The sequence below is a fragment of the Novosphingobium tardum genome (assembly GCF_042652045.1).
Lineage (GTDB): Bacteria > Pseudomonadota > Alphaproteobacteria > Sphingomonadales > Sphingomonadaceae > Novosphingobium > Novosphingobium tardum.
This window is the reverse complement of record NZ_JBHSDR010000003.1, coordinates 538,937-562,089: the sequence shown is the minus strand read 5'-3', so window position 1 is coordinate 562,089 and position 23,153 is coordinate 538,937. Positions and strand designations below refer to the sequence as shown.

Genomic DNA, 23,153 nt, shown 5'->3' with positions numbered 1-23,153 from the left:
TCCGTGTCCGTTCCCGCGCCTCTCGACATCACCGTAATCGTGCTGAGCTTCAACGAGGCGATCCACGTCGAACGCTGTATCGGTCGCATACGCGACCATGTTCGCCGCGTGGTCGTCGTCGATAGCTTTTCGACCGACGACACCATCGCCCGGGCCCAGGCGATGGGCGCCGAGACCCTGCAAAATCCCTTCGTCAACCAGGCGCAGCAATTCAACTGGGCGCTCGATGCCGTTCAGATCGACACGGCGTGGGTGCTGCGGCTCGATTGCGACGAATATCTCGATGACGAAGCGCTACGTTGGCTGCATCGCGACATGCCCCGGCTTAGCGACGACGTCGCGGGAGTGGAACTGCGGCTCAAGGTGATCTTCAAGGGCAAGCACCTCCGCTTCGGAGGCTACTATTCGACTGACCTTCTCCGGCTGTGGCGGACCGGCAAGGGCCGCGTCGAACAGCGCTGGATGGACGAACGAACGACGGTGAGCGGCAAGATCACCCGTGCTCGCGGCAATCTCGTCGACGAAAACCTGAACTCGATCGGCTGGTGGACGGACAAGCATAACCGTTACGCAAGCCGCCACGTCATCGATTTCATGATGTTGCAGCACAGCCCCGACCACCAGGTTGCCACGAAAGGAGCCATGTTGCCACGGCGCGCGCGGTTCAAACGCTTTCTGCGCAACCGCATCTACGCGCGTTTTCCGCTTTTCCTGCGCCCTGCGCTTTACTGGTTCTATCGGTACTTCGTGTTGCTGGGGTTCCTTGACGGGAAGCTGGGCCTGATCTGGCACTTCCTTCACGGCTTCTGGTATTACATGCTGATCGACGTGAAGATTCATGAAGCCCGTCAGATCGTCGCCGATGAGGGCATTGACGGACTCGTTCTGCATTACGAGAAAACGCTTGGCGTTGCGCTGGCGCGCCCGATGGCCAACGGTTAATGGCAACCGTTCGTCCGGTCTCGCCGGCCCTCCCGCCGATGGATGTGACGGTAATCGTCATCGCCTTCAACGAAGAGATCCACATCGCCCGGTGCATCGAGCGAATTCGCAATCACGTGAAGCGCGTGCTGATCATCGACAGCTTTTCCACCGATCGCACGCGGGAAATCGCCTCGGATCTTGGCGCCGAGGTGCTGGTGCATCCTTTCGTCAACCATGCCGCGCAGTTCAACTGGGGGATGGAGGCGGCAAACGTCACTACGGGATGGATTCTGCGGATCGATGCCGACGAATACGTGGATGCGGCTGGCCTTGATGCCATCCGCGCTGCGACAACGACCGCTACGGCTGAGATCAGCGCCTTTTCGCTTCGCCGCGGCGTGGTCTTTGCCGGACGCCAGTTGCGATTCGGCGGCATAGGCCAGGTCTTCCTCACCCGACTGTGGCGAACCGGCATGGCGCGGATCGAGGCTCGGTGGATGGACGAGCAGGTTCTCGTGGAACGGGGGGAGACCCGGCAGATCGCAAAGGGCGCAATCATCGACGAAAACCTGAATGACATCGGCTGGTGGACGGCCAAACACAACGGCTACACCACCCGGCAGATGGTGCAGACGATCCTGGGAGAAATGAACCGGGCCGCCGAGATCGATCTCAGCCAGCTCAATCGGCACGTGCGCCGTAAGCGAATCCTGCGGCAGATGGTCTATTCGCCATCCCCGCTGTTTGTCCGTGCCATCGGCTATTTCGTCTATCGCTACGTCTTCGCGCTGGGCTTCCTGGATGGACGCGCGGGGTTCCTCTTCCACTTCTTTCAAGGCCTGTGGAACTTCTTCCTCGTCGACGTGAAAATCTACGAGGCCCGGGCCGTTTTGCGCGAGGGTGGAACTCCTGCGTTCAAGGACTGGCTCGGGCGCGTCTATGGCATCGATCTGGCAGAGATATGATCCCCGATGCGATCCCGACCGTGGCGGTGCTGATCGGCGCGGCCTGGCCCGAAAATGATTCGAGCGGACCTGTGCAAAGCGTGCGCCAGATCGCCGACTTTCTCAAACACGACGTGCGGTTCGAACTGTTTGCACGCAACGGCGCGCCGGTAGAGCGCCCGCGCATTGCCTCCGGCACGCGCCTCGCCATGCCCTGGGGAGGAATCACCTTCTGCGAGGTCGGGCCGCTTGGTGCGCGCGGGCTGATCTCCGCCGTCCGCGCCTGCCGGCCCGACCGGCTGTGGCTGAACAGCGTCTGGGATCGCGAATTCACCTTACCGGCCCTGCTTGCCCGGCGGCTGGGGCGACTGCCGGACGTGCCGGTGCTTCTTTCGACCAGAGGCGAGTTCGCTTCGGGAGCACTTGCCATCCATGCCCGTCGCAAGCGCGTGCTGCGCGGTGCGCTGGGGCTGACGGGCCTGCTCGGGGGAGTGACAATGCACGTCACCGGTGCCGGGGAGGCGGCCGATGTACGGCGCGCGATGCCCGGGGCTGCGATCCTCGATGCCAACAACCTGCGCGGGATCGAGCCGCTCCCCCGGCACCAGCCCGCGCCGACTCAGGCGCTGCGGCTGCTGTTTCTGGGACGGATCAGTCCGGTCAAGGGGCTGCACAACGCTCTCAATGCCCTGGCCATCGTTGAGCGGCCCGTGTTGATGGCCATTCATGGTCCGGTCCACGATCAGGATTACTGGAAACTGTGCCAGGCGCAGATCGCGGCGCTACCGCCCCACGTTTCGGTGGAGGTGCTGGGGCCGGTGGCGAACCGCGATGCCGCGGCCGCTTATGCTCGGGCCGATCTGTTCATCAATGTTTCGGCAAGCGAGAACTTCGGGCACACGATCTTCGAGGCGCTGGCCAGCGGCACGCCGGTCCTGACCGGGCTCCATACCCCGTGGAACGGACTTGAGCCCGACCGGGCTGGCTTCAACCGGGCGAGCGAGGATCCCCAGGCCGTAGCCGAGGCAATCGACCAATTTGCTGTCCTGTCTTCCGCTGAGCGGGCATGCTGGCGGGCGGGAGCGAGGCAGCGTGCCGAGCGTTTCGTTGCGAACCAGGATGCAATTGCGACGTGGAGAACGTGGCTGGGAGCAGCGACCGGAACGCCGCAACCGACAGTGCCAGCGGCGTTGGCGGGAGAACGACGGTGACCGCTGACGAGAAGCCGCTGGATGCATCGCTTTACGCAGATTACATCGAATGGAAGGGCTGGCAGAAGTTCTTCGTGTGCGAGGCACTCGATCACGACCGGTTCGCCCGCGACCTTGCCGGGATAGATCTGCGCGGCAAGGCCCTCCTTGAAATCGGCTTCGGCCAGGGCGCCCTCCTCGCCTGGGCGCGCGAACGGGGTGCCGAAGTCTCCGGCTGCGAACTGACGCGCGAAAGCCTGTCCGCGGCAGAGAAAGCGGGAATCACGCTTGTCGATCCCTCTTTCGAGGAAAGCGGCGCGCTGGCTCCGGACTCGCTCGACATCGTCGTCGCGATCGACGTGTTCGAACACCTCGAGGAAACCGTCATCCGCCGCAAGCTCTTCGCGATTGCCAGGGCCCTCCGCCCCGGAGGCTTCGTCGTCCTGCGCTACCCCAACGGGCAGAGCCCGTTCGGCCTGATTGCCCAGCACGGCGACGTGACCCACAAGGTCGCCTTGTCCGAGCTCAAGGTGGAGCAACTGGCGCTGGGCAGCGGTCTGGAAACCTGGCGATACACCGGCGCAACCTTTGCCCGGCACCGCCGCCTGGCGCACCGCATCGTCACCGCCATCCGCGGCTATCTGCGCAGGGTAATCATCCGGACGGTGCAGTTCGCATTTGCCACCGACGTCGAGCTGGATCCCGTAATGATCCATATCCTGCGCAAATCCTTGGCGATGGACATCAATTTACACTCCGGGGACGTTCCGCTAGAGGCACGCGTCCCCCCGCGCGCGCCGATCCAAAGGACTGATCTCACCCCATGACCCGACTTTACGACAGCCGAAAGCGCATCCTCGTTACGGGGGGTGCAGGCTTCCTCGGCTCGCATCTATGCGATCGTCTGCTGGCCGATGGTCATGAAGTGATCTGCCTCGACAACCTGTTCACCGGATCCAAGCGCAACATCGCGCATCTAGCGGCCAACCCGCTGTTCGAATTCATGCGGCACGACGTGACTTTCCCGCTTTTTGTCGAGGTCGACGAAATCTACAATCTGGCCTGCCCCGCCTCCCCGGTACACTACCAGCATGACCCGGTGCAGACCACGAAGACCAGCGTCCACGGCGCGATCAACATGCTGGGGCTGGCAAAGCGGCTGAAGTGCAAGATCTTTCAGGCATCGACCAGCGAAGTATACGGCGACCCCAGCATCAGCCCCCAGACCGAGGATTATTGGGGCAACGTCAACCCGATCGGCATCCGCTCCTGCTATGACGAGGGCAAGCGCTGCGCCGAGACGCTGTTTTTCGACTATCATCGCCAGATGGGTCTGCAGATCAAGGTCGCGCGGATTTTCAACACCTACGGACCGCGCATGCACCATGCCGATGGGCGGGTTGTTTCCAATTTCATCGTCCAGGCCCTGAACGACACGCCGATCACGATCTACGGCGATGGCAGCCAAACCCGGTCGTTCTGCTATGTCGACGACCTGATCGACGGCTTCGTGCGCCTGATGGATACCGACAACACGGTTAGCGGCCCGATCAATCTGGGCAATCCGTCGGAATTCTCGATGATCGAACTGGCCGAAAAGGTTCTTGCGCAGACCGGATCTTCGGTGCCGATGATCAACGAACCGCTTCCCCAAGACGATCCGCGCCAGCGACGGCCCGACATAACCAGGGCCCGGAAAATCCTTGGCTGGGCGCCGTCGATCGAATTGGATCAGGGGCTCGAGCGCACGATCGCATATTTTCGGGAACGGTTGAAGGACCTGCAGTCAGCGGCCGTATGAAGGCGCAGTTTCCAGCCCGCAGGCGCAGGATCGGGTTCGTCAACTCGCATCCGATCCAGTACTTCGTGCCGCTCTATTGCCGGATCAACGCGAGCGAGGACCTGGAAGCGGTTCCGATCTACCTGACCGATCACAGCATTCGCGGCGATTTCGATCCCGGCTTCCGCCAGAAGCTGACTTGGGACATCGACCTCCTCGAAGGAACCGACCCCGTCTTTGTTGCCGGTGCCCGCAAGCGCAAGCTTGCGCCGGGGCCGCTTCGCATGCTCGCGCCCGATGTGATGCGTGCCGTATGGCGGGGCCGGCTCGACGCGCTCGTCATTCACGGCCATAATTTCGGCGCCAACCATCTGGCGACGATCGCAGCCAAGCTAAAGGGAATTCCGGTCTTCAGCCGCGGCGAAACCCATCTTGGCCTGCCGTTTTCCGAGCGTCGGTTGGGTCTGCGCAATGCCATCATGCCGCGCTATTATTCCCAGCTGGACGGCTTCCTTGCCATCGGCTCGCGCAACCGCGAGTTCTACCGGGCGATGCAGGTGCCTGAGTCGAAAATCTTCGATTTTCCCTATACTGTCGACAATGACCGGATGATTGCGCAAGCCCGGCTCGAACCCGCCGAGAGAGCTGCGCTGCGCGCCCGGCTAAGCCTGCGCGATGGTGTTCCGACGGTCCTTTATGCGTCCAAGTTCATGGCCCGCAAGCATCCCGACGATCTGATCGAGGCGGCGCGGCGCCTGCGCGCATCCGGGCTTGATCTGGACATCCTGATGGTCGGCGCGGGTGAGATGGAGGCCGAACTGAAGGCGCAGGCCCGCGACCTTCCCGGTGCCCCAGTGATCTTCCCCGGCTTTGCCAACCAGACCGAGCTTCCCCGTCTGTTCGGCGCCTCGGATATCTTCGTCCTGCCGTCCGAGGCCGAGCCTTGGGGCCTGATCGTCAACGAGGCGATGTGCGGCGGACTGCCCATCGTCGCGAGCCGCGAGATCGGTTCGGTGGCCGATCTCGTCGTCGACGGAGAAAACGGGCGCGTCTTCGATGCGGGCGATGTTGAAGGCCTTACCGCCGCCCTGCGCGATCTCGTGGCCGATCCCCAGCGCCGCGCCGCGATGGGCCGCGCCAGTCTCGCCCGCATCGAGGCGTGGAACTATGATCGCTGTGTTGCAGGCCTGCGTGCGGCACTGCAATCGGCGACATGAGCGCGTGGGGCAACCGGGCCGCGCCGGCCATTGCCGTCGTAGGCCGGCTCAACCCGGCGAATCCCGCACCGCATTTCGCCACTGCGCTAAGGGAACGCGGGTGGCGGGTCACGGAACTTGACGAAACCGAGCCATATATCCTCGGGGTCCAGGGGCTACCGGCAAAGCTCGCCCAGCGCGCCCTGACCGCACTGGGAGAGCGGGAACTCAATCGCTCGGTGCTCACCCTGCACGGCGCGATCGGCTTCGACGCAATCTTGGTGCTGAAGGCCAGCTGGCTGCGTGCTGCCACCTTGAGGTCGTTACGCGCGCGGGGCGCGTGGCTTGCAAACTGGTTTCCCGACTTCGATTTTTCGCATTCAGGCTTCGACGAGGCCGTGTTCGCTGAATATGACGCGGTCATCACGACTAAGCAGCATCAGCTGGATCATCTCAGGACGCGTTATCCCAAGCTCGCGCTGGCTCATGTCGAGCATGGCTATTGTCCGCTGCTGCATCGGCCGATCCCCGCACCCGCACCCTCTTTCGACGCGATCTACGTCGGCAATACCTCGGCCTACAAGCACCAGCTCCTGACGGCTGTCGCAGGCCGGCTACCTGCGCGCCGATTTGCCGTGGCGGGGGCCGGTTGGGAAGCGCGACCGCTGACACCCAACATCACGGTCCTCGGCAAGCGCACGGGCGACGAAATGGCCGCGGCGCTGGGTCAGGCGAAGCTTGCCCTGGCCTTCCATATGGGGCCGCATGGCCAGTTCGATTGGGAGGATCAGGTTTCTGCGCGCAGTTTCGAAATCCCAGCCTGTGGAGTACCGATGCTGCACATCGACAACGGCGAGATCGCCCGATGGTACGAGCGCGACACGGAATATCTCGGCTTCACCGACGTGGAGGAGTTGGCCGGCCGGATCGAACAGGCGCTGGGCCACGAACAGCTGTGCGCACGATTGGCGGCTGCCGCGCTCAAGCGCGCGGTCCCGGCATACAGCTACGTATCGCGCGGCCATGAGATCGGATCGTTCATCGAGAAGGAACTTTCTCGCAAGGCGGGGTGGCAAGTCCATGATTGAGCGCATCATTGGCCTGCTGGGGCGTGACCGCGCCTGGCGGATCGGGCGGGCGCTCTACATGCGCGCGCGGGGCGAGAAGGACACGAACGATATAGCGAGCAACGGCGAGGCCGCGCTGATCGCGCGCGTCCTGAAGCAGGTCGAAGACCGGTCACCCGTCCTGTTCGACGTCGGCGCGAATCGGGGTGAATGGTCCGAAGCGGCGCTGGCCTGCCTGGCGCAACTCCAGAGACATGCCGCACTCCACTTGTTCGAGGCAGCTCCTCACGCGGCGGCACATCTCCGGGAGCAATTCGCTGCAGTGCCCGGGCTTGTCGTCCACGGCATTGCCCTGTCCGACCGCAGCGGCACGGCTCCGTTTGCCCTGGTGGGGCCGACGGCGGGCACGAACAGTCTCGAGATCGGCAGCCATAATCCCAGTGTAACGACGATCGAGGTCCCGGTGGAGCCAGGCGCGCAGGTCGCGCAATCGCACGGAATCGGATACATCGACCTGCTCAAGATCGATACCGAAGGGCATGATTTTGCCGTGCTCAGCGGATTTGAACCGATGCTCGCAGCAGGGCAGATCGGCGTCGTGCAGTTCGAATACAACAGCCGGTGGCTAGCGGCGCGTCGCTCGCTGCTGGATGTGTTCGGCCTTGCCGAAAAGACCGGCTATCGCGTCGGCCGTGTGGCGCCCGACGGGATCGAATTGTTCGATCGCTGGAATCCCGAGTGCGACCGATTTTTCGAAGACAATTACGCGCTGGTTTCTCCCCCAGCCGCTCATGCACCGCTTTGTCGCGAAATGCGCTGGTCGGTCAGCAACACGCTGGAAGCGGCAGGCGGTTAACCAAGCGCGCGCTGGACCATGCCGACGATCGACCGGCGCCGAACTGCGGTCATGCCAAACAGCGCATGGCACGTGACCAGCGATACCGTCGCCATCGCGCCGCCCAAAGCCACACGCGCCAACGTTCCCAGCTCGGGGCACAGCCAGACGGGCGCCACCATCGCCACGGTCACCGCGAAAGCCAATCCGCTGTAAACCAGCAGCATGGCCGCGCTGCGCATCCGGATCAGCGGATTGAACCGGCCAATCGCTATCATGAGCGGGAATGAAAGACCCACAATCTCTCCGATCGCCAGAGCCTCGGTCATCCTCAACGCGGGATTCTGTGCCGGCAGAACAAAGAACAGCGCGACGCTGACCACCAGCTGGACCACGCGCCCGCGAACGATCGGCCAAGGCCGGTTGGCGTATGCCAGCGCTTCAATCGACAACATCGTTGCCGGCATCAGAACCGGCGGGAGAACGGCGAACAGCAGCATGGTTTCGTCGAACAGCTCAGGCTTGCCCGTCCAGACCGTGAACAGCGGCTGACCAAGGACAAACAGCGCGCCGGTGGCCACTGCGGTCTGCACCGCAAGAAAGCGGTTGGTCTCGCCGAAGACTTGGGCAAATCCAGCATGGTCGCCGACAGCATGACGCCGCGCCAGTTCGATGCCGAATACGTTCGCGAACATCTGCAGGATCTGGCGCACGAAATTGGCGATGGTCCGCATCAAGACGAACTGGGCGATAAGAGCCGGCGCGGCTGTCAATGCCCCGATCGCCATAACCGGAAGCGTGGCGTAGAGCGTCATGAACATCGATTGCAGCCACAACCCCGGCGCAAGCCGCGACATGCTGACGAACTCCGCGCCTCGCGGCAGTCCGATCCGGTCGGCAAAGCCACGATACAGCAGGCGGGTGTGCACCGAAAATGGAACGAACACGAATGCGATCGTTGCCCCGAGCCACACCCACGCGATCTCGAGCAGGCCGATGCCTGTCAGGGCGCCAAGAACCACCGCGGCAATCCGGGCAGCTTCCCCGCCAAGCCGGATCCAGGTTTCTACCGCGAAGTTGCGGTGTGCGCGATAAAGCGCCTGGCGCACGGCAAGCAACTGCAGGACCGCCGCGGCGAGGGTAATCGGGATGGCGATGAAGGGAAGCTGACGATCCAGCACCGGGTCTCCGACGCCCCGGACAAAATAGCCGAACCCGACGGCAATCACCGTCAGGGCGAAAATGACCAATACCGCGATCATCGTAAGGGCTTCGCGATACATGCGATGCGCCGCCTGATGATCGTTCTGTTCCACCAGGGCGATCAGGCGATTGGTATAGAAACGGGTGACCCCGAATTCGAGGACGCTCACGAACGCGCCAGCGGCAATCGCCACCGACCAGGCCGAAAAGCTGGCAACTCCCAAGGTGCGGAGAAATACTGCGGGAATGAAAAGGCGGTCGGAGAGCGCTACGACGAACGCCGCGACTTGCGCGACGTATTCGCGCCCGATCCGGTTAAAGGTACTCATCGGGCGGGTTGATAAGCTTTTCCGCCAGCGCTGGGAACGGGGTCGAGCATTCCCAGCCGATCGTTCTGACGGCAAGCGAGGGGTCGGCGTACTGCTCGTCGCGCGGACGATAGGCCTGCACCTGCTGCGAGCCGCTGACTACTGCGGATTCCATCGTCAGCCCTGCCGCAGCGACGAGTGCCTCGACAGCATCGGCCAGCTGGACACTGTGGCCCGTGGCCAGGATCAAGTCCTGCGGGGTCGCCAGGTCGCTCATGCGCAGCAGCGCTTCGCAGTAATCGGGAGCGTAACCCCAGTCCCGTCTCACCGACAGGTCACCCATCTGGACCCGGTCGGTCATGCTGCCCTCGGCAAGGACCCGCAATCCCGCCAGGAGCTTGCCAAAGACGAAGTCGGTCCCGCGCCTTGCACTCTCGTGGTTGAACAAAAAGGCGTTCGAGGCGTGGAGGCGGTAGGTGCGACGATAGTTGTCCAGCAAGACCGCGGCCATTGTCTTGGCTGAGGCATAGGGACTGACAGGCGTAAATTCATCCGTCTCGACTGCGGGCCGTCCGGCTTCGCGGGGGCCGAAACTCTCGCCGCTGGCGGTATAGACCAGCCGCGTCTGCGGCCCGTGAAGGCGCACCCATTCCAGGCAATTGAGCAGTGGGATGGTGTGCGAGCGGACGGTCTCTGCCGGGCAATCGTACGACCGGCCCACCGAACTCTGGCCGGCGAGAACGAACAGCCGCTCCGGTCGCAGACGATCGAGCAGGCGGGTTACCGCGGAGTGATCGTGCGGGTCGAGCTGGATCAAGCCATTCGCCCCATGCCGCGAGGTGCCCAGCGGCGTAAGTCCGGCGCGCCGTGCAGCGCTCATCACATAGGGGCCGTCCTGCCCGCTCGCCCCGATGACCAGGACATCGCAGCCGGGCTCGCTCAACGTGCGACGCCCCGCAGCACCGCGGCGATCTCGCCGGCGAAACGCGGATATGCGAAGTGCGCGAGACCTTCCGGCACACCCCGGGCGTCATCGAGCGCCAGGATCGTCTGGCTGACTATAGAATCCGGATCGGATGGATCGATCAGCCTTCCGATCATGCCGTCGCGCACCGCTTCCCGGGCACCGTCGGCGATGCTGGCAACCGCGGGGGTGCCGCAAGCCATCGCTTCGAGATGAACGAAGCCGAACCCTTCCTGGCGACTCGGCTGCACGTAGGCGTCGGCAAGCCGGTAGTGCGCGGCTTTTTCGGCTTCGTGAACCTGCCCGGTGAACCGGACGGCGTCGGCGATCCCCAGGGCTTCTGCCTTGGCCTCGAGCCGGGGCCGATCGTCGCCCTCGCCGGCAACCAGCGCAAGTACGCCCGGGCGGCGGTCGCGAATGAGTGGCAGCGCCTCCAGCAACTCGTCAAACCCCTTCTTGCCCTCTGAAGGATGCATTCGACCCAGAATCATCACCACTTCGCGTTCTGCGAGGTCGTACCTCTGTACCAGGTTCGGGTCCCGGCCTCCGTCGGAATATGCCGAGAGGTCGATTGCATTGGCGACGATCGAAATGCGCGATTCGTCGAAGTTGGACCATTCGCGGAAGCGGTCGGCCGTGTAGCGGCTGATCGACACCACCCGATCGACCCTGCGCAAGGCCGGAATGGACGACTTGCGTTCGAACGGCTCCCACGCCTCGACGCCATAGATCGCCAGGATGAGCCTTGCGCCGGCAAGCCGCGAAAGGACCGCGCAAAGCGACAACAGGTTCACGTGGGCGCACCAGATCACGTCGATCGGCCGCCGCCTGATCACGCTCATCATGCATTCCGCGACATAGCGGAGCGATCCGCGCGCCGCCTCCTCCCGCCACTCCACACGAGGCGGCAAGGGCTCGGTGAAGGGTCCGGCAATGCGCGGCAGCGCAACGACGCTGGCAACCTCAGGGCTGTCCGACATCGCCTTGAGAACATCGCGGTTGTAGAGGGCTATGCCGCCACTGCCGCCGAATGCATCGGTCAACGGCACCAGTATCCGCATATTTCGCTTCAAAACAGGATTCTCACTATGCGGCCGGCGCGTCCCTTTGCCGCTTGCGGGCAAGAAGCGCAATGTCGGCATCGACCATTTCGTCAACCAGTTCGCCGAATGAGACGGTCGGACGCCATCCCAGAACCTGGCGTGCCTTGCTGGCGTCGCCCCGCAAATGGTCGACTTCGGCCCGGCGAAGGTAGCGCGGATCGATCCTGACAAGGGTCCGGCCCGTCCTGCGGCACTGCCCTGTTTCCTCAATGCCGGTTCCCGCCCACTCAATGGGCATTTCCGCGCGGGCGAAAGCGCGTTCGACGAAACTGCGAACACTGTGGGTCTCTCCGGTGGCGATCACGAAGTCGTCCGCGGAATCATGCTGGAGGATCCGCCAAATGCCATCGACATAGTCGCGGGCGTGACCCCAGTCGCGCTCCGCATCCAGATTACCCAGGTTGAGGCATTCGGCAAGACCTGCCTTGATCGCGGCAACGGCCATCGTGATCTTGCGCGTAACGAAGGTTTCGCCGCGGCGAGGGCTCTCGTGATTGAACAGGATGCCGCTGGACGCGAACATTCCGTACGCCTCGCGGTAGTTGACCGTGATCCAGTGGGCATACAGCTTGGCAATGCCGTAAGGGCTGCGGGGGTAGAAGGGCGTGCGTTCGGTTTGCGGGCTTTCACGGACAAGTCCGAACATCTCCGAAGTCGAGGCCTGGTAAAACCGGGTGCAGTCGCCCAGCCCGGCGGTGCGGATCGCCTCGAGCAGCCGCAGCGTGCCCAGGGCATCCGCGTTGGCTGTGTATTCGGGCGTCTCGAAACTTACGGCAACGTGGCTTTGGGCTGCCAGGTTGTAAATCTCGTCCGGTTCGATCTGGGCGATGAGGCGGGCGGCGTTGCAACTGTCCGTCAGGTCGAAATAATGAAGGACCAGGTGCGTTTCGGGGTCTTGCGCGCTGCGATAGACGTGCTCGATCCGCCCGGTATTAAAGCTGGAACTGCGGCGGCGCAAACCATGCACCTCATAGCCTTTTTCAAGCAGTTGCTCGGCCAGATACGAACCATCCTGACCGGTAATCCCGGTAATGATTGCTTTCTTCAAGTGGGATTCTTTCTGTGAATGAACGGTCGCCTGGCGGCACGGGAAAACACCTGAAGGCAGCCGCAACGGCTAGCCAACTGGTCACGTAAATCAAGTTGTGACCGCGGGAGGCGTTTGCTTTAACCAATGTCTGCGCTATGGCGCGCCACGATTGCCGCCAAAATACGAGAAATGTCCATTTTCAAGCAAGTACAGCAGGGGTTCGGTGCCCGGACCCTGGCGAACCTGACATTGTTCGTGCTCGTGTCGGCATGGCTGTTCGGTGGCGCCACGCGGTTCGACGTCTTCGCTCCGGTGCTGCCCATGCTGGCAGCGCTTGTGGTGCTGGCGTTGCTTGCCGTCACGCCGGGGAGGCGCCGGCTATCCTTTCTGGAAAAGGCCTGCATCGCGGGTCTCTTCCTGATCGCGGTCGTGCAATTGGTGCCGCTGCCACCGCAAATATGGCGCCAGCTGCCGGCGCATGAATATCCTGCGCACCTGCTGGGGCTGTTCGGCCAGTCGCCATGGCTGCCGCTCAGCCTGACCCCTTCAAGAACTATCAGCAGCGGCTTCGCCTTCGCTCCAGCCCTGGCCGTCTATCTCGCCGCCCGTGACCTGCCTGCTGCCCAGGCCAATCGCATCCTCGGCTGGCTTGTGGCGTTCGCCGGCATTTCGGCGCTTCTCGGCTTGCTGCAGGTATCCGGCGGTACCGGCAGCAAGCTGCGTTTCTATGCGATCACGAACGACGATGCGGCCGTCGGCTTTTTCAGTAATGCCAATCATTTTGGAACGTTCGTCGCCTTGTGCGCGCCGATCGCGGTCTACCTAGGCTTGCGGTTCGACCTGAAGCGGCGCGAGGCGTCCTACGGACCGCTCGTTCTGGGTGGCGGCGTGGCCCTGCTCCTTATCGCGGGCGCGATCGCCAGCTTTTCACGCGCGGCTTATGGCGCCGCCGCGATCGCGCTGCTGCTCAGCGCCTTCATGATCCTCCTGCGGCTCCCCATTCCGCGGCGCGCACGCGGCTTCGCGATTTCCGGACTGGCTCTGGCGATCGCGGTTGCCGGACTGGTGTTGGTACGCACGCCTCTGTTTCAGCATCTGGCCGAGACCGACCAGGTCGGCACCGATGGGCGACTGGCGCTGGTGCCAGTCTATCTGCGCATGATAGCCGCCTCATTCCCCTTCGGGACAGGGCTTGGCAGCTTCGACGCGACCTACCGGGCATTCGAAAACTACGAAAAGATGAGCGCGAACTACCTCAACAACGCCCACAACGACTTGGCGCAGGTCGTCATCGAGGCGGGCCTGCTCGGCCTTGTCGTGTTGATCGGATGGGTGGTCCTGATCGGCCGTACGTTGGGGAACGCTGCGCGCCATCCTGAGGCACTCGAAGGTGAGCGCTCGCTGGGCTGGCTCCGGCTGGCGGTTCTGGCCTATGGCATCATTGTCTTGCTTGGCCACTCGCTGGTGGACTATCCGTTGCGCGGTGCAGCAGCATCGGCAACCTTCGCGTTGCTTCTGGCGCTCACCGTTGGCGGGGCGTCTCCATTGAAGCGTCGCGAAGACGAAGGATGAGCGGTTCAATGCTGACCGCCATCGGTTTCTCGGAGGAATTGGATTCGATGCCTATGCTGGTGCGGTTGCCGCTGTGGCGCCACCTGAGTCTTGCGCTGGCGCTGCCGCTCGCCCTTTCGGCCTGCGGCAAGCCCAATTTCGATCCCGCCGCCGCGAGTCGCGTCGCGGTGACCGAAACGCTGCCCGAACCCGGCGCCGAGGATCTATATGGCACCGCCCGCGAAGCGCGGATCGGGCCGGGGGACAAGATTAATATCGTCGTACTCGGCATTTCCGACCTCGAACGGACTGTAGTCGTCGATGGCAATGGCAGGATCGTCTTTCCGCTGATCGGAACTGTTGATGCGCTGGGCCTCACGCCCGCCGAACTGGCCGCGTCCATCCAGACCCGGCTTAGCCAGCGCTATCTTCAAAACCCTCAGGTCAGCGTGGCAATCACGGAGCCGGTGAGCCAGCGATTCACCATTTACGGGGGCGTCACGCGGCCCGGTATCTATCCCGCGGTGGGCAATGAGACGCTGACAGACGCGATCGCCCAGGCCAGCGGCACCAGCGACACCGCCCGTCTGGACGAAGTCGTCGTGTTCCGCACCGTCCAGGGCAAGCGCATGGCAGCGCGGTTCGATCTCAGGGCAATCAGTGGCGGCCGCGCAGACGATCCCGCCGTATACCCCAACGACCGGATCGTCGTGGGCAGCGACAGCAACCGCACATTGCTGCGCGACCTGGCGCCGTTGACGCCGGTCCTCGGCCTTTTCTACCAAATCCTTTGATTGCGTAAGCGGAGCTCCTGATGGTTTCCTCATCCCTTACGGGCGAAAGCGACGTCGACCAGTTCGTCCGCCCGCTCGAGATCCGGTCCGAACGGCTTTCGTTTGACCGCTCCGAGGACAGCCAGCTCGGCCAGTACGCGACGATCATCCGGCGCCGCAAATGGATCATCCTTGCGGCACTGCTGGTGGCGGTCTTGGGGGCACTGGCTTACACTTTCTCCGCCACGCCGCTCTTCCGGGCCAAGACAGTCCTGCAGATCCAGCGCGAAAGCTCGCGCGTGGTGAGTAGCGGCGAGGACATCCAGCCGGAATCGGCGGTTTCCGGGACCGAGTTCTACCAGACCCAGTACGGCCTTCTCCAGAGCCGGTCGGTTGCGCTGGAAGCCGCCAGGAAGCTGCGGCTGGCCGACAACCTCGAATTCCTCACCGGCTATTCGGGCCAAGACCCCGCCGAAATTTCGTCACTGCCCCGCCAGACGCGTCTCGATCGCGCCGTCGGGCTTCTGGAGCAGCATCTCCAGGTCACGCCGGTCCGCAATTCGGGCCTGGTCGAAGTTGATTTCGACGCGCCTTCGCCGCGCGTGGCGGCGCAGGTCTCCAATGCGGTCGCCGAGGCGTTCATCACCCTCAACCTACAGCGTCGGTACGATGCCACCGGATATGCACGCAAGTTTTTGGAAACCGAGCTGGCCAAGGTTCGCGGGCGGCTCGAGGATTCCGAACGGGCGGTCGTCAATTACGCCGACAACCAGCAGCTGATCGAAATCAACCGCAAGGTCGATCCGGAAGGCAACACAAGCGGCCAATCGCTTTCGGAGATCGATCTCGACGTCCTGAATCGCTCGCTTGCAGCGGCGCGCGCCGACCGCATTGAGGCCCAGGCCAGGGCGGCCGCCGCGCGCGCCGCAGGCACCTCGTCCGAAGCCCTCAACGACCAGACCCTCGGCCAGATCCGAACGAGCTTGGCGCAGCTGGAGGCCCAGTATTCGCGCGATCTCGCAACCTTCAAGCCGGATTATCCGGCGATGGTCGCGATGCGTCAGCAGATCGACGCGCTGCGCAAGTCCGCCAATGCCCGGGGGAGCAATGTCGGCCAGTCGCTCAACGCCGTGGCGAGTGCGGCGGCAGCCCGTGAATCGGCATTGCAGGCTCAAGTTAACGGCCTGAAATCGGCCGTGCTCGACCAGAACCGGCGGCGCATCCAGCTAAATATCTACCAGCGCGATGCCGACACCAATCGGACCCTCTACGACAGCCTGCTCGAACGCTACAAGCAGATCGGGGTGGCCGGCGGGATCGGAGTGAACAACGTGGCCGTGGTCGATCGCGCGCTCGAGCCGACAGCACCCTATACTCCGAACCTCCTGGCGAACCTCCTGCTAGGCCTCTTGGCCGGGGTCATCTTCGGCTTGGCGGCAGCGTTCGTGCTGGACCAACTGGACGACGCGATCAAATCCCCAGCGGACATGGAGAAGTTGCTCGACTTGCCTCTACTCGGGGTCGTTCCCAAGGTCAGTGTCGAACGACCGTCGGAGGAGCTTCAGGACCGAACGTCCGCCTTGGCGGAAGCCTACCTCGCGATCCAGACGTCGCTCAACTTTTCGACGAGCGAGGGCGTCCCGCGCACCCTCGCGGTCACCAGCGCCAACGCTTCGGAAGGCAAGAGTACGACCGCATACGCAATCGCCGCAACCTTGGCCCGCCTGGGCAAGAAGGTACTGTTGATCGACGCGGACATGCGCAACCCAAGCGTCCACCGCATGCTGGGCATCGACAACAACCATGGCCTGGTCGAGTTACTAACCCACAACGCGAAGTTGCCTGAAGTCACGCGACCTTCGACTGTCGACAATCTGACCGTCGTGACCTCTGGGCCCATTCCGCCGAATCCCGCGGAGCTCCTTACCGGCGAGTCGCTGTCGATCCTGCTAGTCGAGGCGCGCAAGCAGTTCGAATATGTCGTCGTGGATTCGCCACCGATCCTGGGCTTGTCCGATGCTCCGCTGATTGCCAGCGCAATGTCGGCTACCGTGTTCGTGATCGCCGCAAACTCGACCTCCGCCAAGTCGGCGATCGGTTCGCTGCGTCGCCTGATGGAAGCTCACGCGCACATCATCGGTGCCGTCCTGACGAAGTTCCAAGCTGCCGAACACGGCTACTCGTACAATTACAGCTACAGCTACGGGGCCCGCAAGCCGGCCTTCGGGTCCTGAGGGACAGGCGGGACATGGGCGACACGCAGGCAATGGTTTCGCAGCCAGCGCGCTGGAAGCTGGCTGTGGCCATGGCCGGGGCACTAGCCGCCTTTGCCATTGGTGCCGGCGATACCTTTGCCCTTGCGACCCGTAACCCTGCGCTGGCCCAGTCCATCGCGGGGTGGAGCGGCGCCACGAAGAGCAAGCATGCTGAACTTCTGGTCCAGAACGCGCGCAGCCTGTCGGCCATCCCGGAAGTAAAGTCTGCCGCGATTGCCGCACTGGTCAGGGAGCCGCTCGATTTCAATGCCGCGCGAACCCTGGGCAGCATTGCCATCCGCGAGAATGACATCCCGCTCGGCCGCGCGATCTTCACCGCTGTCGGGCAGCAGACCCTGCGCGAGCCGGTGTCACATTTCTGGCTCATGTCGGATACCTATGCCCGCGGCCGGTATGGGGATTTCCTGAAAGAGGCCGAAGTCATCCTGCGGCAGAAGCCAGAAATGTCGCCGCAGATCTTCACGCTGTTCACCCGCCTCGCCGACGGCCGCCGCGTGACCGAACGGTTGATCCAGCGGCTGGCTTCACGGCCCGAATGGCGGCCCGGCTTTTTTGACGTCTTGGGCGAGCAGTCGACGAACAGCGACGCGGCCTATGAATTCTATACGCGGCTCGCGCGGACCAAGGCGCCGCCAAGTCCTGCGGAATTGCGAGTCTGGCTTCGCCATGAAGTGGGCCGTACCGACGGCGACGTACTGGTCGGGCGCTGGAAGTCCCTGCAGCGTCCGCCACTGCCGGCCCGTGAGCGTCTGATCCGCAATCCCGACTTCGAGGGCTCGGTTGCGCCGCAGCCCTTTGACTGGACCTTCTATCTACCCGAAGGCAGCTTCGCCGAGATCGGGCCATCGCCCGACGGGCCGGGCAAGGCGCTCTATGTCGAAATGACCGGTCGCGACAACGAAACCGTCGCGAGCCAGATCCTAGATCTCGCGCCCGGACGATATCGGTTCTCCGCCCGCTATTACCCGGTTTCCGATATCAGCCGGCGCGAACTGACAATCAGTCTGACCTGTGCGCAAGGTCGCAATTTCTCGCCGCTAGCAAAAAGTGCGCTGGATGCCACGCCCGAACGCTGGAGCCGCTGGCAGTGGGATGTCGATCTGCCTGCCGGGTGCAATGTCCAGCAGCTGTCGATCGGAATGGAGCCCCGCGCGTTGACCGCCGACGCGCGCAGCTACTTTGACGACTTCGCCGTTACCCGTCTCGGTTCCTGACCGAAGACCCTGTATCGGCGACTGGGACGGGTCCGGTCGCGCCCACCGCTGCGTCGATCGGGCTGGCCGGAGCGCGCCACGACCCGCGCGCCAGACGCCGGCGGCGATCCAGGCTCAATCCCAGGTACAGAACCGCGTATGTAAGGGCGCCGCCAACGAACAGTGTCGGGACCAACAGCGGCGCCACGAGCGCGATAAGGTTGGGAATGCTGACGAGAGCCAGGTAGATGATGAGGCCGGCGGGCCAGCCGAAGCCATCCTCTAGCAAGTGGTGGAGATGATTGCGATCGCCCGCAAACGGCGAACGACCGCGCATCAAGCGCACGAAGAACAGGCGCAGCATGTCGATACCCGGCACCAGGTACAGCAGCGCCAAGGTATCGGCGGTGACATGCCCATCGGCCAGGTTGTAGGCGTAGATCGAGACCATCCCGAGAAACGCAGAGAGCCCATAGGTCCCACCGTCGCCCAGGAAGAGCTTGCCGCGCAGGTTGTAGACCAGCAGCACACCAAGCGCCTGGAGCAACGGCAGCACCACGATGATGAGGCCGATCGGACCCACTGAAAGCAGGAACAGCAGCCAGATGACGACCAGGCCGATGACCAGGCCGTTCTTGCCATCGGCCATGTTCACGCTGTTGATGAAGCCCACATGGATCATCAGGGTGAATACAAACGCGACCGGTCCCGGCACAGCCAGCGAACTGCCTAGACCGGTAATGCGCAGCCGGTCGATTACAATACGGGGCTCGATCGCCATCGCCAGGGCAAAGATTGCCAGCGCCAGCCCGAATCGAAGGGCCGCGGGCAAATCGCGACGATCGTCGATGACGCCGATCAGGGTAACGAGCAGCGTGGCGATTACGATAACGCTGAGCGCCCGGTTGCCCAGCCCTTCAGGCTCGAACACGAACATGAAAATCGGCAGCAACGGCAGCAGTACGCCGATAACAGTGACCCCACCCATCAAGGGGGTCGAGCGCACGTGCAGCTTGATTGCCGCGGGGTGATCCATCAGCCCGAGGCGCCCTGCGAGAAGAGGTGCGAACTGGGCGAGCGCGACCGTCAGGACGACCGCATAGAGGCTAGCCAGGGCGAACCAGACCGGGTTTTCACTCATTCAGCGATGTTTCTTGGAAAATTGCACGGACAGGAGATCAGGTGCACCGCATTGCACAGACCCTTGCATTATACTAGGTCGGGCCCAGCCTCGCCTAGGCGAATTGTTGATCACTCGGGAGCAAATGCGCATTCCGGTTTGGGGCTCGCGCGGAACCTGACATGCTAAATTTGCTCAGACGGCGAAAGCCGCTCGCAGTCACGCCCGAACGGCCCGCAATCCCGACGGGCAAGCGTGCCTATGCCATCGGGGACGTGCATGGCCGGCTCGACCTGCTCGAGCAACTCGTCGAAACGATCGCCGCTGACGATGCCGCGCGCGAACCGGCCGAAACGCACCTGATTCTGCTGGGTGATCTGATCGATCGTGGTCCGCAGTCCCGCGGCGTGCTCGACTTCTTGATGACACCTCCAGATTTCGCGCATGAGCTGGTTCTGCTGCGCGGCAATCACGAACAGTTTCTGATCGACGTGCTGGCATCGCCGCGCGATGTCTGGGGCGGCTGGCTCCAGCACGGTGGTCGGCAGACACTGGCCAGCTACGGCGTGCCGGAACGCCTGGCAATGGGGGACCCGCAGCGCTTCGGCCGGGCGCTCGCGGACGCAATTCCAGTCTCCCACCTCAAGATGATCGAACAGATGAAACTGAGCTATAGTATGGGCGATTACCTGTTCGTGCATGCCGGCGTCCGTCCCGGCGTGCCGCTCGACCGCCAGTCCACCCGTGACCTGCTGACCATCCGCGATGAGTTCCTGAGGTCCGAGCGCGATCATGGCGCGGTGGTCGTCCATGGCCACAGCATCATCGAATCGGTTGAAGAGCTGCCAAATCGCATCGGCCTTGACACCGGAGCCTACCGCAGCGGCAAGTTGAGCGCGCTGGTGCTCGAAGGGGAGACGCGCCACTTCCTTTCTGTTCAAATTGCCGGGCCGGACGACTAGACCCGCTCTATTGCCGGCTTCTTCCAGTTTCCTGCCCCGAGGGACCCGTCCCTTGCGATCGTACTCGGGCCGTTGCCAATCCGACAAGTTGAGGTATCCATTCATGACAGTTGAGTTGCCCGCCGTTGCCATGATCGGCCTCGGCTACATCGGCCTTCCCACCGCGGCAGTGGTTGCCCGGTCCGGGTGCCGGGTAGTGGGAATCGATGTCTCGTCCCGGGTCGTTGAAACCATCAACCGGGGAAGGATTCACATCGAGGAAGCTGATCTCGACGCGCTGGTCCGCGACGTTGTCGCACGCGGGCTGCTCCAGGCTTCGCTCAGCGTGGTTCCGGCCGATGTCTTCGTCATCGCGGTGCCGACCCCGACCGGAGAGGGCCACGCTCCCGATATCGACCATGTCCTCGCGGCCGCCCGGTCAATCGCCCCGGTCCTGCGCAAGGGCAACCTCGTCATCCTCGAATCGACCTCTCCGATTGGCACTACAGAAAAGGTTCGCGACGTTCTGGCGCTTGAACGGCCCGACCTGGCCTTTCCCCGTCCGGGCAGCGATGGTGCCGATGTCTCGCTCGCCTACTGCCCGGAGCGTGTCTTGCCCGGCCATATCCTGGCAGAACTGGTCGGCAACGACCGGGTGATCGGCGGTATGACCCCGGCGTGCTCGGCGCAGGCACGGGAATTCTACAAGCGCTTTGTCGAAGGCGATTGCGTAGTGACCGACTGTCGCTCGGCAGAAATGACCAAGCTGGTCGAAAACGCCTTCCGCGACGTCAACATCGCGTTTGCCAATGAACTTTCCCTCTTGGCAGATGCGCTCGACATGGATGTCTGGGAAGTGATCCGGCTTGCCAACCGGCATCCCAGGGTCAACATCCTCCAGCCCGGCCCTGGCGTCGGCGGGCACTGCATCGCCGTCGATCCCTGGTTCCTCGTGCACAGTGCACCTGAGCAGACGCCACTGATCCGTACCGCACGCAACGTGAACGATGGCAAGGTGGGGCATGTGGTCGAGCGCGCGACCGCAATGATCGAGGAGTCGAAAGGGCCAATCGCCTGCTTTGGCCTCGCGTTCAAGGCCGACATCGACGATTTTCGGGAATCGCCCGCCCTCGCGGTCGCCGAACGCCTCGCAGATCGGTTCGGCGAGCGCATGCTCATCTGCGAGCCCTTCATTTCCGAACTGCCGGAGACGCTGGCTGGGCGTGGCGCACGCTTGGCCACGGCCACCCAAGCGCTTGAGCAGGCATCGGTTGCCCTGTTGCTGGTCGACCACAGCGAGTTCCGCGGCATCTCCGCTGCCCAGCTGGCCGGAAAGCGGATCTACGATACGCGCGGTGTCTGGCCCCGCCTGCCTCTGGACGGCTGAGCGGCGCCCGGCGTTGATCGCCCGGCCAAGCTACTCTAGAGCCACCGGTTCCACCCCATTCTTCCCTGATCCCCAGAAGGTTTGCGCTCCGCATGGTCCGACCAATTCGCGTTACCGTTGTCGGACTCGGTTATGTGGGCCTTCCCTTGGCAGTGGCGCTGGCCCGGCATTTTGAAACAACCGGGCTCGACATCGACCGGCAGCGCGTCGCCGAACTCAAAGCAGGGCATGACCGGACCGGCGAGATCGAGCATGAGCGGCTGGCGGCATCGGCGCTGCGCTTTGCCTCGCAACCCGATCAGTGCGAACCCTGCGACTTCTACATCGTCACCGTTCCCACCCCCATCGATGCGGTCAATCGCCCCGACCTGCGGCTCGTCGAGGCCGCCTCGCGCACGGTCGGCGCCCTGCTGCCCGCGGCGGTCGCGACCGGCCTTGCCCCGGTCGTGGTCTACGAAAGCACGGTCTATCCCGGCGTGACCGAAGACATCTGCGCGCCGCTCCTCGAAGATGCCTCGGGCCTCACCTGCGGGACCGATTTCTTCGTGGCTTACAGCCCCGAGCGGATCAATCCGGGCGATCGCGAGCATACTGTCGAACGGATTACCAAGGTCGTCGCCGGACAGAACCTCGAAGTTCTCGAGCAGGTCGCGGCGGTTTACGAAGCCGTCACATCCGGGGGGGTTTTCCGGGCCTCTTCGATAAAGGCGGCCGAAGCGGCCAAGGTGATCGAGAACGCACAGCGCGACATCAATATCGCCTTCATGAACGAAATCGCCCAGATCTTCGCAAAGCTCGACCTGTCGGTCTGGGACGTTCTCGCCGCCGCGCGCACCAAATGGAATTTCCTCCCGTTCAGCCCCGGGCTCGTTGGGGGTCACTGCATTGGCATCGACCCTTACTATCTTGCCCATCGCGCCGAAGCCTTGGGCCACGACCCCCGGGTGATCCTGGCCGGACGGGGCGTGAACGACGGAATGGCCGGCTGGGTTGCCGACCGGCTCCACGGCGCGCTCGACCGCAAGCCCGGCCGGGTCCTGGTGCTGGGGCTGACATTCAAGGAAAACGTTCCTGACCTTCGCAACAGCAAGGTAGCGGACGTCGTCGCGCGACTAGCCAGTCTGGGTCACGCTGTCACGGTACACGATCCCCATGCCGATTCAGGCGAAGCTGAACACGAATATGGCCTCCGCCTGATCCCCGAACTGCCGCAGGACACCTTCGACCTGGTGTTCCTGGCCGTTCCGCACCGTGAATATCTCGCCACCGGCTCCGGCCCTTTGCGCGCGCTGGTCGCCCCCGGCGGGATCCTGGCCGATCTCAGGGGTGCGCTTGGATCTGACGCGGACTGGACCCTCTAGGGCATGA

Annotated in this window: 20 protein-coding genes; 15 read left to right on the top strand and 5 right to left on the bottom strand. The window is 63.5% G+C overall.

From position 1 onward, the window contains the following. Positions 1–3 precede the first annotated feature (3 nt). From ACFO0A_RS02855 to ACFO0A_RS02820, 8 genes are read left to right on the top strand one after another with little or no spacing between them, the layout of a single operon-like run. Positions 4–942, top strand: coding sequence for a glycosyltransferase family 2 protein (locus ACFO0A_RS02855; RefSeq protein ID WP_379537468.1), 939 nt, complete (start codon positions 4–6; stop codon positions 940–942). After that, positions 942–1,889: a glycosyltransferase family 2 protein gene (locus ACFO0A_RS02850; RefSeq protein ID WP_379537467.1), complete on the top strand. Its 948-nt coding sequence runs from the start codon at positions 942–944 to the stop codon at positions 1,887–1,889. Before ACFO0A_RS02855 ends, ACFO0A_RS02850 begins: the two co-directional genes overlap by 1 nt. Continuing rightward, complete coding sequence (locus tag ACFO0A_RS02845; protein ID WP_379537466.1) at positions 1,886–3,079, top strand: glycosyltransferase; 1,194 nt, start codon at positions 1,886–1,888, stop codon at positions 3,077–3,079. Before ACFO0A_RS02850 ends, ACFO0A_RS02845 begins: the two co-directional genes overlap by 4 nt. Further along, entirely contained in the window at positions 3,076–3,885 is an 810-nt protein-coding gene (locus tag ACFO0A_RS02840) for a class I SAM-dependent methyltransferase (protein ID WP_379537465.1), read from the top strand. The genes ACFO0A_RS02845 and ACFO0A_RS02840 overlap by 4 nt, the downstream gene beginning before the upstream one ends. Then, positions 3,882–4,859, top strand: coding sequence for a UDP-glucuronic acid decarboxylase family protein (locus tag ACFO0A_RS02835; RefSeq protein ID WP_379537464.1), 978 nt, complete (start codon positions 3,882–3,884; stop codon positions 4,857–4,859). The genes ACFO0A_RS02840 and ACFO0A_RS02835 overlap by 4 nt, the downstream gene beginning before the upstream one ends. After that, the gene (locus tag ACFO0A_RS02830; RefSeq protein WP_379537463.1) at positions 4,856–6,055 is read left to right on the top strand and encodes a glycosyltransferase family 4 protein; all 1,200 of its coding nucleotides are present in this window, start codon (positions 4,856–4,858) and stop codon (positions 6,053–6,055) included. Before ACFO0A_RS02835 ends, ACFO0A_RS02830 begins: the two co-directional genes overlap by 4 nt. Next, positions 6,052–7,122, top strand: coding sequence for a glycosyltransferase family protein (locus tag ACFO0A_RS02825; RefSeq protein WP_379537462.1), 1,071 nt, complete (start codon positions 6,052–6,054; stop codon positions 7,120–7,122). Before ACFO0A_RS02830 ends, ACFO0A_RS02825 begins: the two co-directional genes overlap by 4 nt. Continuing rightward, on the top strand, positions 7,115–7,957 hold the full coding sequence (locus ACFO0A_RS02820) for an FkbM family methyltransferase (protein ID WP_379537461.1): 843 nt from the start codon (positions 7,115–7,117) through the stop codon (positions 7,955–7,957). Before ACFO0A_RS02825 ends, ACFO0A_RS02820 begins: the two co-directional genes overlap by 8 nt. Here ACFO0A_RS02820 and ACFO0A_RS02815 read toward each other — a convergent pair. From ACFO0A_RS02815 to gmd, 4 genes are read right to left on the bottom strand one after another with little or no spacing between them, the layout of a single operon-like run. Next, positions 7,954–9,468, bottom strand: a complete 1,515-nt coding sequence (locus tag ACFO0A_RS02815; protein WP_379537460.1) for a lipopolysaccharide biosynthesis protein — start codon at positions 9,466–9,468, stop codon at positions 7,954–7,956. The genes ACFO0A_RS02820 and ACFO0A_RS02815 overlap by 4 nt on opposite strands. Further along, positions 9,455–10,390, bottom strand: coding sequence for a GDP-mannose 4,6-dehydratase (locus tag ACFO0A_RS02810; protein ID WP_379537459.1), 936 nt, complete (start codon positions 10,388–10,390; stop codon positions 9,455–9,457). Before ACFO0A_RS02810 ends, ACFO0A_RS02815 begins: the two co-directional genes overlap by 14 nt. Further along, complete coding sequence (locus tag ACFO0A_RS02805) at positions 10,387–11,454, bottom strand: glycosyltransferase family 4 protein (protein ID WP_379537458.1); 1,068 nt, start codon at positions 11,452–11,454, stop codon at positions 10,387–10,389. The genes ACFO0A_RS02810 and ACFO0A_RS02805 overlap by 4 nt, the downstream gene beginning before the upstream one ends. Before the next feature lie 43 nt (positions 11,455–11,497). Continuing rightward, a complete protein-coding gene (gmd, locus tag ACFO0A_RS02800; RefSeq protein WP_379537457.1) occupies positions 11,498–12,562 on the bottom strand; it encodes a GDP-mannose 4,6-dehydratase in 1,065 nt (354 codons plus the stop codon). Positions 12,563–12,733: 171 nt separating this feature from the next. Here gmd and ACFO0A_RS02795 point away from each other — a divergent pair, with 171 nt between their 5' ends. The 4 genes from ACFO0A_RS02795 to ACFO0A_RS02780 are packed head-to-tail and all read left to right on the top strand — an operon-like array spanning position 12,734 to position 18,358. After that, positions 12,734–14,116: an O-antigen ligase family protein gene (locus tag ACFO0A_RS02795; RefSeq protein ID WP_379537456.1), complete on the top strand. Its 1,383-nt coding sequence runs from the start codon at positions 12,734–12,736 to the stop codon at positions 14,114–14,116. A gap of 8 nt (positions 14,117–14,124) precedes the next feature. After that, the gene (locus ACFO0A_RS02790; protein WP_379537455.1) at positions 14,125–14,889 is read left to right on the top strand and encodes a polysaccharide biosynthesis/export family protein; all 765 of its coding nucleotides are present in this window, start codon (positions 14,125–14,127) and stop codon (positions 14,887–14,889) included. A 20-nt stretch (positions 14,890–14,909) separates the two neighbouring features. Further along, the gene (locus ACFO0A_RS02785; protein WP_379537454.1) at positions 14,910–17,102 is read left to right on the top strand and encodes a GumC family protein; all 2,193 of its coding nucleotides are present in this window, start codon (positions 14,910–14,912) and stop codon (positions 17,100–17,102) included. Positions 17,103–17,116: 14 nt separating this feature from the next. Further along, positions 17,117–18,358 carry a hypothetical protein gene (locus ACFO0A_RS02780; protein ID WP_379537453.1) on the top strand — a complete coding sequence of 414 codons (1,242 nt, stop codon included), beginning with the start codon at positions 17,117–17,119 and terminating at the stop codon, positions 18,356–18,358. Here ACFO0A_RS02780 and ACFO0A_RS02775 read toward each other — a convergent pair. Then, complete coding sequence (locus ACFO0A_RS02775; RefSeq protein ID WP_379537452.1) at positions 18,339–19,478, bottom strand: glycosyltransferase family 4 protein; 1,140 nt, start codon at positions 19,476–19,478, stop codon at positions 18,339–18,341. The two genes, ACFO0A_RS02780 and ACFO0A_RS02775, sit on opposite strands and share 20 nt — an antisense overlap. Positions 19,479–19,639: 161 nt before the next feature. Between ACFO0A_RS02775 and ACFO0A_RS02770 the strand changes: the two genes are divergently transcribed. The 3 genes from ACFO0A_RS02770 (at position 19,640) to ACFO0A_RS02760 (ending at position 23,146) form a co-directional block, all read left to right on the top strand. Next, positions 19,640–20,419, top strand: coding sequence for a metallophosphoesterase family protein (locus tag ACFO0A_RS02770; RefSeq protein WP_379537451.1), 780 nt, complete (start codon positions 19,640–19,642; stop codon positions 20,417–20,419). Between the two features lie 103 nt (positions 20,420–20,522). After that, complete coding sequence (gene wecC, locus ACFO0A_RS02765) at positions 20,523–21,785, top strand: UDP-N-acetyl-D-mannosamine dehydrogenase (protein ID WP_379537450.1); 1,263 nt, start codon at positions 20,523–20,525, stop codon at positions 21,783–21,785. Between the two features lie 92 nt (positions 21,786–21,877). Then, positions 21,878–23,146: a nucleotide sugar dehydrogenase gene (locus ACFO0A_RS02760; RefSeq protein ID WP_379537449.1), complete on the top strand. Its 1,269-nt coding sequence runs from the start codon at positions 21,878–21,880 to the stop codon at positions 23,144–23,146. Positions 23,147–23,153 lie beyond the last annotated feature (7 nt).

Bases quoted from the DNA above. Each gene is read 5' to 3' on its own strand.
- ACFO0A_RS02850 (WP_379537467.1), top strand. From the start codon at position 942: ATGGCAACCGTTCGTCCGGTCTCGCCGGCCCTCCCGCCGATGGATGTG.
- ACFO0A_RS02845 (WP_379537466.1), top strand. From the start codon at position 1,886: ATGATCCCCGATGCGATCCCGACCGTGGCGGTGCTGATCGGCGCGGCC.
- ACFO0A_RS02835 (WP_379537464.1), top strand. From the start codon at position 3,882: ATGACCCGACTTTACGACAGCCGAAAGCGCATCCTCGTTACGGGGGGT.
- ACFO0A_RS02830 (WP_379537463.1), top strand. From the start codon at position 4,856: ATGAAGGCGCAGTTTCCAGCCCGCAGGCGCAGGATCGGGTTCGTCAAC.
- ACFO0A_RS02825 (WP_379537462.1), top strand. From the start codon at position 6,052: ATGAGCGCGTGGGGCAACCGGGCCGCGCCGGCCATTGCCGTCGTAGGC.
- ACFO0A_RS02820 (WP_379537461.1), top strand. From the start codon at position 7,115: ATGATTGAGCGCATCATTGGCCTGCTGGGGCGTGACCGCGCCTGGCGG.
- ACFO0A_RS02815 (WP_379537460.1), bottom strand. From the start codon at position 9,468: ATGAGTACCTTTAACCGGATCGGGCGCGAATACGTCGCGCAAGTCGCG.
- ACFO0A_RS02795 (WP_379537456.1), top strand. From the start codon at position 12,734: ATGTCCATTTTCAAGCAAGTACAGCAGGGGTTCGGTGCCCGGACCCTG.
- ACFO0A_RS02790 (WP_379537455.1), top strand. From the start codon at position 14,125: ATGCTGACCGCCATCGGTTTCTCGGAGGAATTGGATTCGATGCCTATG.
- ACFO0A_RS02785 (WP_379537454.1), top strand. From the start codon at position 14,910: ATGGTTTCCTCATCCCTTACGGGCGAAAGCGACGTCGACCAGTTCGTC.
- ACFO0A_RS02780 (WP_379537453.1), top strand. From the start codon at position 17,117: ATGGGCGACACGCAGGCAATGGTTTCGCAGCCAGCGCGCTGGAAGCTG.
- ACFO0A_RS02775 (WP_379537452.1), bottom strand. From the start codon at position 19,478: ATGAGTGAAAACCCGGTCTGGTTCGCCCTGGCTAGCCTCTATGCGGTC.
- ACFO0A_RS02770 (WP_379537451.1), top strand. From the start codon at position 19,640: ATGCTAAATTTGCTCAGACGGCGAAAGCCGCTCGCAGTCACGCCCGAA.
- wecC (WP_379537450.1), top strand. From the start codon at position 20,523: ATGACAGTTGAGTTGCCCGCCGTTGCCATGATCGGCCTCGGCTACATC.
- ACFO0A_RS02760 (WP_379537449.1), top strand. From the start codon at position 21,878: ATGGTCCGACCAATTCGCGTTACCGTTGTCGGACTCGGTTATGTGGGC.